This window comes from Millisia brevis NBRC 105863 (genome assembly GCF_001552615.1).
In the GTDB taxonomy this organism is placed as follows: domain Bacteria; phylum Actinomycetota; class Actinomycetes; order Mycobacteriales; family Mycobacteriaceae; genus Millisia; species Millisia brevis.
The window spans coordinates 156,282-169,388 of record NZ_BCRN01000015.1 but is presented as its reverse complement, the minus strand read 5'-3'; the positions used below and the strand labels follow the sequence as shown (position 1 = coordinate 169,388).

At 69.3% G+C, this 13,107-nt stretch carries 11 protein-coding genes, 1 tRNA gene and 1 pseudogene; 8 read left to right on the top strand and 5 right to left on the bottom strand.

The window, feature by feature from the left end:
* Window positions 1-712, bottom strand: a pseudogene (locus MB1_RS19545) (hypothetical protein); the annotation flags it as partial.
* A gap of 123 nt (window positions 713-835) precedes the next feature.
* Here MB1_RS19545 and MB1_RS19540 point away from each other — a divergent pair.
* Window positions 836-1,252, top strand: coding sequence for a DUF3151 domain-containing protein (locus MB1_RS19540; RefSeq protein ID WP_066911337.1), 417 nt, complete (start codon window positions 836-838; stop codon window positions 1,250-1,252).
* Between the two features lie 115 nt (window positions 1,253-1,367).
* On the top strand, window positions 1,368-2,285 hold the full coding sequence (locus tag MB1_RS19535; protein WP_066911334.1) for a cation diffusion facilitator family transporter: 918 nt from the start codon (window positions 1,368-1,370) through the stop codon (window positions 2,283-2,285).
* 83 nt (window positions 2,286-2,368) lie between these two features.
* On the opposite strand, the gene MB1_RS19530 is transcribed toward MB1_RS19535, so the two are convergent.
* Entirely contained in the window at window positions 2,369-3,076 is a 708-nt protein-coding gene (locus MB1_RS19530; RefSeq protein ID WP_066911331.1) for a hypothetical protein, read from the bottom strand.
* A 357-nt stretch (window positions 3,077-3,433) separates the two neighbouring features.
* On the opposite strand from MB1_RS19530, the gene MB1_RS19525 reads away from it, so the two are divergent.
* Window positions 3,434-4,723, top strand: coding sequence for an adenylosuccinate synthase (locus MB1_RS19525; protein WP_066911404.1), 1,290 nt, complete (start codon window positions 3,434-3,436; stop codon window positions 4,721-4,723).
* A gap of 129 nt (window positions 4,724-4,852) precedes the next feature.
* Here the strand turns inward: MB1_RS19525 and MB1_RS25760 are convergent, their stop codons facing one another.
* Window positions 4,853-5,008, bottom strand: coding sequence for a hypothetical protein (locus tag MB1_RS25760; RefSeq protein ID WP_157084171.1), 156 nt, complete (start codon window positions 5,006-5,008; stop codon window positions 4,853-4,855).
* A gap of 738 nt (window positions 5,009-5,746) precedes the next feature.
* Here MB1_RS25760 and MB1_RS19520 point away from each other — a divergent pair.
* Entirely contained in the window at window positions 5,747-8,014 is a 2,268-nt protein-coding gene (locus tag MB1_RS19520) for a carbon starvation CstA family protein (RefSeq protein WP_066911401.1), read from the top strand.
* Window positions 8,011-8,202: a YbdD/YjiX family protein gene (locus MB1_RS19515; RefSeq protein WP_066911328.1), complete on the top strand. Its 192-nt coding sequence runs from the start codon at window positions 8,011-8,013 to the stop codon at window positions 8,200-8,202. The genes MB1_RS19520 and MB1_RS19515 overlap by 4 nt, the downstream gene beginning before the upstream one ends.
* A gap of 61 nt (window positions 8,203-8,263) precedes the next feature.
* Here the strand turns inward: MB1_RS19515 and MB1_RS26650 are convergent, their stop codons facing one another.
* The gene (locus MB1_RS26650; protein ID WP_084352227.1) at window positions 8,264-8,731 is read right to left on the bottom strand and encodes a PASTA domain-containing protein; all 468 of its coding nucleotides are present in this window, start codon (window positions 8,729-8,731) and stop codon (window positions 8,264-8,266) included.
* A gap of 49 nt (window positions 8,732-8,780) precedes the next feature.
* A tRNA-Gly gene (locus MB1_RS19505) sits at window positions 8,781-8,854 on the bottom strand.
* Between the two features lie 261 nt (window positions 8,855-9,115).
* On the opposite strand from MB1_RS19505, the gene MB1_RS19500 reads away from it, so the two are divergent.
* The 3 genes from MB1_RS19500 (at window position 9,116) to MB1_RS19490 (ending at window position 13,079) form a co-directional block, all read left to right on the top strand.
* A complete protein-coding gene (locus tag MB1_RS19500; protein ID WP_066911325.1) occupies window positions 9,116-10,915 on the top strand; it encodes an Hsp70 family protein in 1,800 nt (599 codons plus the stop codon).
* Window positions 10,916-10,946: 31 nt separating this feature from the next.
* Complete coding sequence (gene dcd / locus MB1_RS19495) at window positions 10,947-11,513, top strand: dCTP deaminase (RefSeq protein WP_066911395.1); 567 nt, start codon at window positions 10,947-10,949, stop codon at window positions 11,511-11,513.
* A 102-nt stretch (window positions 11,514-11,615) separates the two neighbouring features.
* Complete coding sequence (locus tag MB1_RS19490) at window positions 11,616-13,079, top strand: Hsp70 family protein (protein ID WP_066911323.1); 1,464 nt, start codon at window positions 11,616-11,618, stop codon at window positions 13,077-13,079.
* Window positions 13,080-13,107: the final 28 nt, after the last annotated feature.

Below are 13,107 nucleotides of genomic sequence, written 5' to 3'. Positions count from 1 at the left end.
CCGCGCCGGCGGCATCGGCCCCGCCGGCGACCGGTGGCGGCGCGGCGGCGGCCGGCGTCGGGCGCGGGGTGGCCGAAGCGGGGGGAGTGGGCTGAGGGGAACCGTGCAGGGGGGAACCGTGCTGGGGGGAACCGTGTAGGGGGGACGCGGGCAGGGGAGGAACGGATCCCGCCGGACCGGCCGGCGCCGCACTTTCGGATTCGGGCGCGCCCGCGACCGGCGCGGACGTGCGCGGCAGGCTCGGCAACGGCACCCGCTCGGTGACCGCGTCCAGGGATCGGGCGGTCGGCTGATCGGGGAAGTCGCCGCGAGGGGCCGATCCGGCGGACGGCAGCACCGGCAGAACCGTGGTCGGCGCGGCCGGGTCGACCTCCCGATCGACCCCCGCCTCGTCAGATGCCGTCTGGTCGAGCCCCGCCTCGTCGAGCTCCGCCTGGTCGAGCTCCGCCTGGTCGAGCTCCGCCTGGTCGGGCTCCGCCTGGTCGGCCGCCCGATCGACCGTCCGGTCGTCCGCCGAGTCGTGGGCGGTCCCCGCGGCCGGGTGCTCGTCCGCGGACGGGAGGTCCGGATCGGTGTCGGTGGCCTCGATCTCGGTGCGGGCCGTGGCGATCGCCTCCGTCACGCCGTTGTCGGGCGCCGGTTCGACATCGGAGCCGGGTGCCCCGGCCTCGGGATCGAGTGGATCGCGATGCCTGTCGTTGGTCTGCTCCACCGACTGCGCCTCCCTTTCGTCGGCCCGTCCCGCCGACCCTCGTGATCGCCGAATCCGATCGTCCCGAACGAACTGTCGGAGGATAGCGCTCGACCCCGTGAGCCCGGTGTGCAGAATGGCCGCATGAGTTCTTTCGGTGACTTGCTCGGACCGCCCCCCGTTCGTCTCCCCGCCTTCGAGGAGGCCGAGGACGCCCTCGACGCCGGCGCCGACGCGGCGACCGTTGCCGCCGACCACCCCACATCGTCGCTGGCCTGGGCGATCCTGGCCGAGAACGCGCTGACCGCGGATCAGCCGGTCACCGCCTACGCCTACGCCCGTACCGGCTATCACCGCGGCCTCGACCAATTGCGGCGCAACGGGTGGAAGGGCTTCGGGCCGGTGCCCTACGACCACGAGCCGAATCAGGGTTTCCTGCGGGCGGTGGCGGCGCTGGCGCGCGCGGCGGCGGCGATCGGCGAGACCGACGAGGTCGCCCGGTGCCGGGATCTGCTCGAGGACTGCGATCCGGTCGCGCTGCGGGAACTGCTCGACGCCTGACCCGCCCGGGTGAGGTTCCCCTCACTCGGTGGCGGCAAACCCTTGCAGATATGCGCACCCCTGCATATATTCCGGGGGCCGGGCGACGTCTGCCCGGTAGAACGGCGGGTTTGTCATGGGACACGACCACGGGCACGGGCACGATCACATACCGCGCACGGGTGATCCGAACGCTCGCATCCGGCGGATGCGGTGGGCGCTGCTGATCCTGGTGACGTTCCTGATCCTGGAACTCACCGTCGGATTGATGATCAACTCGCTCGCGCTGCTGGCCGACGCGGGGCACATGCTGACCGACGTCGTCGGCATGAGCATGGGTCTGGTGGCCCTGCTGCTCGCGCGGCGCGGCAGTAACGATCCGGCGCGCACCTTCGGGTGGCATCGGGTCGAGGTGCTCTCGGCGATCGCGAACGCGGTCCTGCTGCTCGGTGTCGCCGCCTGGATCATGTACGAGGCGATCGGGCGGATCGGCGAGGCGCCCGACCTGCCGGGCGGCGTGCTGATCGGCACCGCGCTCGCCGGCCTGGCGGCCAATGTGGTCGTGATGCTGATGCTGCGCGGCGACGTCGAGGACAGCATCGCGGTGCGCGGCGCCTACCTGGAGGTTCTGGCCGACGCGGTCGGCAGCGTCGGGGTCCTGCTGGCCGGCGTGGTCACGCTGCTGTTCGGCTGGAGTTTCGCCGACATCGTGGTCGGTGTCGCGATCTCGCTGTGGGTCGTCCCGCGAGCGGTGGGCCTGGCCCTCAGCGCGTTGCGCATCCTGACGCAGACCGGCCCCGCTCATATCGATGTCGATTCGGTCCGGCGCGACCTGCGGGCGCTGCCGTTGGTGGCGGACGTCCACGACCTGCACATCTGGACGCTGACCACCGGCAAGGACGTCGCGACCGTGCACCTGACGGTCACCGAGTGGCGCCGCGACACCCTGGTCGACGCCCGCGCGGTGCTCGCCGGACACGGCCTGGAGCATGCGACGGTCCAATTGGAGCCGCGCGAGCAGGGTGGTCCCTGCAAGGAGCAGATGTCCTGGTGACAGATGTCCTGGTGACGGAGGTCCTGGTGACGATGGTCCTGTCCCGGTGACAGCGGTTTCGTATCGCCGGCCGCCGGTGCGGATCAGCGAACGAGCAGCCAGTCCTCGTTGTGCCGGTAGATCGAGCCGCGGGTCGACGGGGCCGGATCGACCACCCCGTCGCGGGTGAGCACGACCGCTTCGGCGCCGATCTGCGCGGCGCGGCCGGGCACCCACTTGCCGCGGCGGCGGCGACCGAAACGGCGGGGCCGGAGCACCCGGGCGCGCAGTCCGGGATGTTCGGGTGTCGGGACGATCTCGAGCCCGGGAATGATGCCGGTGAACAGGCGGTTGTTGTCGACGTACGCCTCACCGGTGATCGCGCCGCTCTCGGCGCCGCAGGCATGTACCTCGCCGACGATCGCGCGCCCGGTGTCGTCACGGATCAGCGGGACCGACTCGGCGGCTCCGAACAGTGCGATCTTGGCGGCGCTGGAACCGGAGGCGAGGTCATAGGCCTTCGCCGCGGCGCTGCCCGGATTCGGGACGAAGGCCAGTTCGATGTGCAGCCGCTCGGTGCGCATCAACCGGGTCAGGGCGGCGGCGAGAGCCTTGTCGTCGCCGACGACGATCAGGCGTGGATGTGCCGCGCTGTCGAGCGTGGCAAAAACCTCGTCGAAGTCCGAGCGCCTCGGGGTGGTCGGAACCGCGGTCACGGGCAGCGACGCCAGCGTGATCGGAACCAGCGAGTCACCGCACTGGATGACCAGTGGCGTGATCGCCGATCGTTTGGTTGACACTGTCCAAGCCATGGGCCGGCCGACTCCTCCTGTCAGGTCCATCGCCTTCAACGATATCGGTCGATAGGCATCGTGGCGCCGTGCCGGGCGACGGTCCGGTCTCGATTTGAGGACGAACAGGCCGCATGCCGTGACCCGGCCGCGCAACTCGCGGAAGGGATCCGGGGATGCTCGTACCGGCTCCGGGAACACCTCCGCAGGGCCGTTCCGGACGGGAGGAAGCGCTGGAATCGGACACGGGGATGCGGTGTGGTAGCGGTCGACTAAACTCACCCTTCGGCCACCGACTCGGTGGTGCATTCGAGGTGCTGGCGGTCGACCGATCGACGATGGGTCACGGTGGACCGCGCCACGACGGGAGTTGACGAGATGCCGGCGATCGTGCTCATCGGAGCTCAATGGGGCGACGAGGGCAAGGGCAAGGCGACCGACCTATTGGGAGGGCGACTGCAATGGGTCGTCCGCTATCAGGGCGGCAACAACGCCGGCCACACCGTGGTTCTCCCGAACGGTGAGTCCTTCGCCCTGCACCTCATCCCCTCCGGAATTCTGACCCCCGGGGTCAACAACGTGATCGGCAACGGTGTCGTGGTCGACCCGGGAGTGCTGATCCAGGAGCTCGAGGGCCTCGAGAAGCGGGACGTCGACACCTCCGGCCTGCGGGTCAGCGCCGACGCGCACGTGATCATGCCGTACCACGTCGCCATCGACAAGGTGACCGAGCGCTTCCTCGGCGCCCGCAAGATCGGCACGACCGGACGTGGCATCGGCCCCTGCTACCAGGACAAAGTCGCCCGCGTCGGCGTGCGGATGGCCGACCTGCTCGACGAGAAGATCCTCGCCCAGAAGGTCGAGGCCGCACTCGAGTTCAAGAATCAGGTCCTCTCCAAGATCTACAACCGCCGCGCGCTCGATCCGGCGCAGGTGGTCGACGAGGTCCTCGAGCGCGCCCAGCGCTTCTCGAGCCGGATCTCCGATACCCGCCTCGACCTCAATCTCGCCCTCGACCGCGGTGAGACCATCCTGCTGGAGGGCTCGCAGGGCACCCTGCTGGATGTCGACCACGGCACCTATCCCTATGTGACGTCCTCGAACCCGACCGCCGGCGGCGCCGCGGTCGGCTCCGGGATCGGGCCGGGACGAATCACCACCGTCCTGGGCATCCTGAAGGCGTACACCACGCGCGTCGGGTCGGGCCCGTTCCCGACCGAGCTGTTCGACAGCTACGGCGAGTACCTGGCCAAGCAGGGCGGCGAGGTCGGCGTCACGACCGGTCGCGCGCGGCGTACCGGCTGGTTCGACGCGGTGATCGCCCGCTACGCGACCCGGGTCAACGGGATCACCGACTACTTCCTCACCAAGCTCGACGTGTTGTCGAGCCTCGAGACCGTGCCGATCTGCGTGGCCTACGAGATCGACGGCGTGCGGTTCGACGAGATGCCGATGACCCAGACCGATTTCCATCACGCCAAGCCGATCTACGAAGAGATGCCCGGATGGTGGGAGGACATCTCCGGAGCGCGCAGCTTCGAGGACCTGCCGCTCAACGCCCAGCGGTACGTCGACCGGCTCGAGGAACTGTCCGGTGCACGGATCTCGTGTGTCGGTGTGGGGCCGGGCCGCAATCAGACCATCGTCCGGCACGACATCCTGGCCTGAGGCCTCCGCCGGCTACGACACAGAGCGGCGCCGCCCCGATCGGGGCGGCGCCGCTCTAGTTGTATGGGGCCCTGTTTCAGGCGTCCGGAGGACGGGACACGGCAGCCGGCGGACGCGGCGGCCGGGCGATCAGCGATCGGTGACGGGCTCGAGGCTGCGCGTATCCCACGGGATACCGAGCGTGCTCTCTTCACGGTCGGCACGACGGACGGTGCGGCCGATCGCCAACGCGGTGACGACGGCGGCAACCAACCAAACTGCCAGTGCCGTGATCAGCAGGATCATGCGTACTTTTTAGCACTCTTCACCCGGCAATGGGAAATAGTTGCCGTAAAGCGTGGCGCATCTCGCCGAATCGTGTCCGGCCTTCGGAGAATCGCGCCGATCACGGCCCGATTACGACGGCTCGGTGCTTCCCGGTGGTGTTGCGTCGAACTAAACAGGTGGTCACGAAACGCAATGGAGACCGTCGAGTTTCTTTCTATTGCTTTCCTATGTTTCGATTGGGTGAATTCGGCAAACGTGCAGGTGGATTAGGGTGTCGGGGGATCGTTCCGGGATGGGGGAGCGCGCGAAGGTGCTCGATCCGGCGCATCGCCGGCCGCCGCCGAGTGGCTTGTGGATCAGAAAACCGACCATTACCCGGCGGATGACCCTGTCGCTCCGTGATAGGTCCGTGACCTGGCGGCGTCGCCTCCGCTCTCCGTTGGCGTGGTCCGGAGTAAACGGGGCTCCCGGTCGGCTACCGACCTGGAGTCCACTCCAATGTATGGATTCGCAATATGGATCGGCGCCGGCCAATCCCGAGGATGCGATATTCGCCCAATAGAAGACGTTGGAAAAGGGTAGATCGCCATTTATTGGTGTTCGGGTACGCAAACCCGGCTCAAAACAGGCGACAGGTTGGTTGTGGTTGGTCGCGACGCCGCGATCAGCTCGCACGAAATCGGCTCCGACGTGGTGTGGGCGGGCTTACACTCCCGTCTGGGTTCGATCAGTGGCGGCGACGTGAGGAGCGCGATCGTGACGATCCGCGAGCATCCCGATGTGGAATTGGTGAGCACCGACCCGACGCGCCCCCCGGTCGCGGTCATCGATCGCCGACCGTTACCCCCCGCCAAACGCGCATTGTTTGCGCTGATCGGTCTGATCGGCGGAATCGGCTGGGTGATGGTCGCCTTCGTGCGCGGGGAGAACGTCAACGCGGTCTGGTTCGTCCTGGCCGCATTGGGTACCTACGTCATCGCCTACCGGTTCTACGCGCGGCTCATCGAGTACAGGATCGTCGAACCCCGCGACGATCGGGCCACGCCGGCCGAGGTCTACGAGAACGGCACCGACTACGTGCCGACCGACCGGAGGGTACTCTTCGGCCACCATTTCGCCGCCATCGCGGGCGCCGGACCGCTGGTCGGCCCGGTCCTGGCCGCCCAGATGGGCTACCTACCCGGCACGATCTGGATCATCGTCGGCGTCGTCTTCGCCGGAGCGGTCCAGGACTATCTGGTCCTGTGGATCTCCACCCGCCGGCGCGGCCGCAGCCTCGGCCAGATGGCCCGCGACGAATTGGGTGTCACCGGAGGCATCGCGGCGCTGCTCGGTGTCTTCGTCATCATGATCATCATCATCGCGGTGCTCGCCCTGGTGGTGGTCAACGCGCTGGCGGAGAGCCCGTGGGGCGTCTTCTCGATCGCGATGACGATCCCGATCGCCCTCTTCATGGGTGTCTATCTGCGGTTCCTGCGGCCGGGCCGGGTCTCGGAGGTCTCGCTGATCGGCGTGGTACTGCTGCTGCTGGCGATCATCGCCGGGGGCTGGGTCGCCGGTACCGATTGGGGGACCGATTGGTTCACCCTGTCCAAGGTCACGATCGCCTGGCTGATCATCGCCTACGGCCTCGCCGCGTCGGTACTGCCGGTGTGGCTGCTGCTCGCGCCGCGCGACTATCTGTCGACCTTCATGAAGGTCGGCACGATCGCCCTGCTCGCGGTGGGTATTCTGCTCGCCCGCCCGGTGATGGAGATGCCCGCGCTGACGTCCTTCGCCACCGAGGGCAACGGCCCGGCCTTCGCCGGCTCGCTGTTCCCCTTCCTGTTCGTCACGATCGCCTGCGGCGCCCTGTCCGGTTTCCACGCGCTGATCTCCTCGGGCACCACGCCCAAGCTGCTGGAGAAGGAGTCGCAGATGCGGCTCATCGGCTACGGCGGCATGCTGACCGAGTCGTTTGTCGCGATCATGGCGCTGATCACCGCCTGCGTGATCGACCAGCACACCTACTTCGTGCTCAACGCCCCCGCGACGCTGACCGGCGGCACCCCGGAGACCGCCGCGGCCTGGGTCAACGGGATCGGCCTCGGCGGTACCGATATCACCGCCGCCGAACTGCACGCCTCGGCGCAGGCGGTCGGCGAGGAATCGATCGTCTCGCGGACCGGCGGCGCGCCGACCCTGGCTTTCGGTATGTCGCAGATCATCTCGGACGTCTTCGGCGGCGACGACCTGAAGTCCTTCTGGTACCACTTCGCGATCATGTTCGAGGCGCTGTTCATCCTGACCACCGTCGACGCCGGCACCCGGGTCGCGCGGTTCATGCTGTCGGACTCGCTCGGCAACTTCGGCGGAGCGGCGCGCAAGTTCAAGGATCCGTCCTGGCGGGTCGGCGCCTGGGTCTGCTCGCTGATCGTCGTGGCGCTCTGGGGCGCGATCCTGCTGATGGGCGTCACCGATCCGCTCGGCGGGATCAACACCCTCTTCCCGCTCTTCGGCATCGCCAACCAGCTGTTGGCCGCCATCGCGCTGACGGTCGTACTGACCGTCGTGGTCAAGAAGGGCCTGCTCAAGTGGGCGTGGATCCCCGGGCTGCCGTTGCTCTGGGACGTGATCGTCACGATGACCGCGTCCTATCAGAAGATCTTCTCGAGCGTTCCGGCGATCGGATACTGGGCCCAGCACAACGCCTTCCGGGACGCGAAGGCGGCGGGAGCGACCGAATTCGGCTCGGCCCGCACGCCCGAGGCGATCGACGCGGTGATCCGCAATACCTTCATCCAGGGCACGCTGTCGATCATCTTCCCGACATTGGTCCTGATCGTCGTGGCGGCCGGGGTGGTGTCCTGTGTGCGGACGATCCGCAGCGGCCGCAGCGTCGACAGCGAGGAACCCGCGGTCGAGTCGACGCTGTTCGCGCCGAGCGGCATGATCCCGACCGATATCGAGAAACAGATCCAACAGGAATGGGACGCCGTCGAACCCGCGCACGCCGGTGAACGCCGACACCGGGGGCACGGGTGAGCGCCCGGTCGGCGGTGCGCGACGGACTCGCCGGCGCGCTGTGGTGGTGGCGCTCGTTCATGGGTGACAACGACTACAGCCGGTACCTGACCTCGATGGCCCGCGCCCACCCCGGTGAGCCGGTGATGACCGAACGCGAGTTCTGGCGACAGAAACACGGCGAGCAGGTCACCCCGCGCTGGTGCTGAACGAGGTGGACGGCCCCGGCTCGCGACCGTCGGGGTCGCGCCGGGGTGATCAACAGAGGGGTCAGCAGGTGTTCGGCTCGGTGTCGCGAACCACCGACAGCACCGCCTCGCCCTCGCCGACCTCGACACCGGGCGCCGGCTGCTGGGATACGACGATCCAGTTGCGGTCGATCACCTGCATCCGGTCGGCGCCGGTCGCGTCGACCGATCGGGAGAAGAAGACCCCCGCGGCCTGGATGGTGTCCTGCGCCAACTGCAGGTTCATGCACACGACGTCCGGCATCGGCACCGATCGGCCGATCTCGATCGTGGGGCTTCCGCCCGTCGCCGGAGGGATCGCCGCGGGCGGTGACTGCGGGGCCTGCGGGGTGGTCGTGGCGGGCGCGGCCGTCGTGGTCGGCACGACCGATGGGGTGGTCGGGTCCGCGGACACCGTGACGGTGACCACCTCGGGATTGGTCTCGATGGTGCAAGCGGCCAGAGACCACGCCGCCACGGGTACCGCCACCAACATGAGCGCTCTGCGCATCGCCGTCTCCCTCCGACCGGGGTCGACCCTAGCGATGTCGAGGAGACTGTGGAGCCGATGACGGGAATCGAACCCGCGTATTCAGCTTGGGAAGCTGATGTTCTGCCATTGAACTACATCGGCGTACGGCTTCCGCCGCGCCGCTCACGATAGCAAGAACGCCTCCGAAGGACACCCGGGGGCCGGTCGACGGGCGTTGTCACCGTCCCGTGTGAGTCCTGTTGGCGGATCGTTACCCCCGGGTGCCGCTCCCCTGCGCCGCTCTGCCGACTGACCAGTACAGTAAAGTCCGGTAAACCAGGATTTCGGTTGGTCGAAACGACAGCAATGCAACCATCAAGCCGAATCAACCGGCGATTCGGGAACGACACGAGGTGCTGTTAGGTGACGAGCGAGGACGCGAGCTGGCTCTTTGGAGCCGTGGTCTCCGACCGCGATATTCACACGGTCATGGTCGGCCGCGAGACCGGTGAACTCGTCCGTACCGAACATTCCGAAGAAGTGCCGATCGACGAGGTCGTCGCGCCGTTGATCGCGGTCCACGAAATGGCCGAGCTGTTCGGTGACGACCTGATCGCGGTGTCCGTACCCGACGAGGTCGTCGGCGACACCCTCGACAACGACCTGTTCGCCTTCGACACCGAACTCGACGGGGTTCTGCTCGTCCCGGCCACGGCCGCGCTGTTGATCGGCGCCGCCCTCGACGGCACGATCGGCGACGCCCGGACCGTCGCGATCGTCGACATCGGCGCTCACGGCACCGCGGTGACCGTCGTCGACATGTCGGACGGTGAGGTCCTCAGCCGCACCGAGATCGACTCCTTCGGTGGCAACATCTGCGACGAGACCCTGGCCGCCTACCTGGAGAACCGCTACGGCGAGATCGCGCTGCCGCGGGAGGACAAGCTCGCCTCGGTGCGCACCGCGCGCCGCGAGCTCGGCACCCACTGGGCGGCGACCGTGCCCGGCCCGTTCGGCCGCGCGACGACCGCCGACGGCCAGGTGCGGCTGCATCGCAGTACCGCCGACCTCGCGCTGCAGCCGCTGCTCGGCGACTTCTCCGAAGAGGTCTCCGCCGTGCTGAGCGCCGCGCACCCCGATCTGGTGGTCGGCGCCGGCGATGCGATGGGGCTCAACGCGATCCGCCGTGCGGTCGCGGGCAGTTCACCGACGACCTTCCTGACGCCCGCCGCCCAGCCGGACGCCCGCGGCGTCGCCTGGGTGGTCGGTTCGCGCACGATCGACGACTTCGACACCGGAGCGGTCCTGCCGCCGATGCAGCGCCCGGTGCTCGCCGCCGCGCAGATCGCGAACGCCGCCGAGGCGATCGTGCACAGCGGCCTGGTGACGACCGCCCCGGCCGCCTCGTCGACCGTCGGTGCCGGCGCCGCCGCATCCGCCGGCCCCGCGTCGAGTTCGCCGCCGGGCTGGGCCAACCCCGCCAACTGGGGTGTCGGGGGAGCGGTGGGAGCCGCGGCCTCGGTGGTCGCCGCCCTGTGTGTGGCCGCATTGGTACTGGTCAACGCGAGCAGCGGTGGCAGCCAGATGGCGGCCGCGGACTCGTTGGCGGCCGCCGGCAGCGACAACTCCACCGTTCCGGGTCCGACCGGCCCGGCGGGTCTGCCGGGTGCCGTGCTGCCGGCCGTCCCCGGCGCGCCCGCCCCGACCCTCGACCTGGTGACCGAGATGGCCGCCGCCCTGACCTCGCGGGCCGAGGATCTGCACGGGACCGCGGTCCTGGCGATCCCGGCGCCGATCCTTCCGGAGCTCACCGCGCCGGAGAGCCTGGCCGCGGCGCCCACCCGCACGGCGACGAGCGCGGCCACGCGGGCCGATACGTCGCAGCCGACCGTCCCGAGCACCTCCGTCCCCGGCGGTGGCGGATCGGGCGGTGGTACCGGCACCACCACCACGGTGCAGCCGCCGGTGACGACCACGGATGTGGTGGTCACCACGACGACGGACCCGCCGGTGACCACGACGGATGTGGTGGTCACCACGACGACCGAACCGCCGGTCACCACCACGGACCCGCCGACCACCACCGACCCGCCGACCACGACGACCGACGAACCGACGGTGACCGACCCGCCCGAGGACACCGAATCGTCGTCGCCGTCCACGCGGAATCCGCAGGACGACGACGATGACGACGACCGGGGTTCCGGGTCCGACCGGCCCTGACCGACGGACGCCGCGCGGCTACCCTCTCGATGTGCTGCTTTCCGATCGCGACATCAGGGCCGCGTTGGCGGCCGGGCAACTGGGCATCGACCCGTTCGATCCCAAGCTCGTCCAACCGTCCAGCGTCGACGTTCGGCTCGACCGTTACTTCCGGGTGTTCAACAACTCCCGGTACACCCACATCGATCCGGCCCAGCAGCAGGACGAGCTGACCACCCTGGTCGAGGCGCAGGACGGTCAGCCGTTCGTGCTGCACCCGGGGGAGTTCGTGCTCGGTTCGACCCTGGAGCGGTGCGATCTGCCGGACGACCTCGCCGGTCGGCTCGAGGGGAAGAGCTCCCTCGGTCGGCTCGGCCTGCTCACCCATTCGACGGCCGGCTTCATCGATCCCGGCTTCACCGGTCACATCACGCTGGAGTTGTCGAACGTCGCCAATCTGCCGATCACGCTGTGGCCGGGAATGAAGATCGGCCAGCTGTGCCTGTTCCGGCTGTCGAGCCCGGCCGAACATCCCTACGGCAGTGCGGCGGTGGCGTCGAAGTACCAGGGGCAGCGGGGCCCGACGCCGTCGCGGGCGTATCTCAACTTCATCACGTAGGGCGTATGGTCTCAGGGAGATCTCAGGTATCGGTTCGGGGCGATCGCAGACCGGTCCACCGAAACGATGCGGCATCTCGGGCGCAGAGGAGGTGAACACGTGATGGACGGCAACCCCGCGACGGCGGACGCCGATCGCACGCCGGTCTTCGGGGCCGCGATCTCGTCCGACCGTGTCACCGGGGCGGTGATCGATCGCGACTCCGCGGAGGTGATCTCCACCGAGTCCCGCGACCTGCCGCCGGACGCGGAGCGCTGGCAGGCCGCCGCGATCATTCGGGGGATGAGCGGCGCCGCCGCCGACCACCGCGTGGTGGCCGCCGCGCCGGACGACGTCTTCGACTGGATCGAAGTCAACGGACTGTTCGCCTCCGACGAGGTCGTCGACGGGGTGCGCTTCATCCCCGCCACCTCGGCGGTGCTGTCCGCCGCCTGGATCGACGGCTATCTCGACGACGCCTCCGTCGTCGCCCTGGTCGATATCGGGGCGGCAGGGGTCGACACGGCGATCGTCGACATCGACAACGGGCGCATCCTGCGCCGATCGACCATCGACGCCTTCGGTGGGGACGTCGCGGACGACCTGGTCACCCAGCATCTGATCGACACCTACGGCGCGGCGGAGTTGCTCGACGACGAGGTGATCGAGCAGCTGCGCAGCGATGTGCGCGTCGCCCGCGAGTGGCTCTCCGAGGATCAGATGGTCGACCTGGACGGCCCCTTCGTCAACAGTCCGGTCCGGCTGCGGCGCACGATGCTCGAGGACATCCTCGCGCCCGGCCTGCACGCCCTGACCGGCGGTATCCGCAATGAGCTCTACGGCCGATCGCTCGACGCGGTCGTGCTGGTCGGCGGCCTGGCCGCGATGCCGGCGGTCGTCGACGCGGTCGCCGCCGGGGTCGACGCGCCGACGGTGGTCCCCGGGCCGCACGCGCGCGAACGGGGTGCGGCCTGGATCGCCGCGCAGGACGACGCGGCGATCGAACCGGCGATGCTCGCCAGCGGCGCGATCCCGGTCGCCTCCCGCAGCGGTCTGGACACCGATCGGTTTGCCGCGGTGGCGGCCGCCCCGGCCGCGGCGTCGGCCGAATCCGGACGGTCGGGCGGGCGCCGGCTGCGGGGGATCGCCCTGGTCGGCGCGTTGGCCGTGGCGGCCTGCGCGGTGCTGGCCGGTGCGGCATGGGGGCTCTTCGACCGCGAGGCGGTCGACACCCAACTCGATCAGAGCGATCCGGTGTCCTCGGTCCTCGAGGCGTCGGTCGGGTCGACGGCCCCGGCCGCCCCGGTGGTGACCACCGAGGAGACCACCACGCCGCCACCCCCGCCGCCGGTGACCACCGTCGAGGTGCCGGTGACGACGGCCTACGTGCCGGTGGTCCCGGTCGAGCCGACCACCACCACCCGCGAGCGGCGGACGACCACCGTCGAGCCGACCACCACGGTCGAGCCGACGACGTCGACCCTCGAGCCGACCACCACCACCCGCCGCACCCGCGACCGGGATCGGGACACGACGGCGTCGTCGCCTCCGGTCGAGGAACCCGAGGACCCCGAAACCTCTCCCTGATCGGCTGGGGTGGATCGCGGCGATGCCA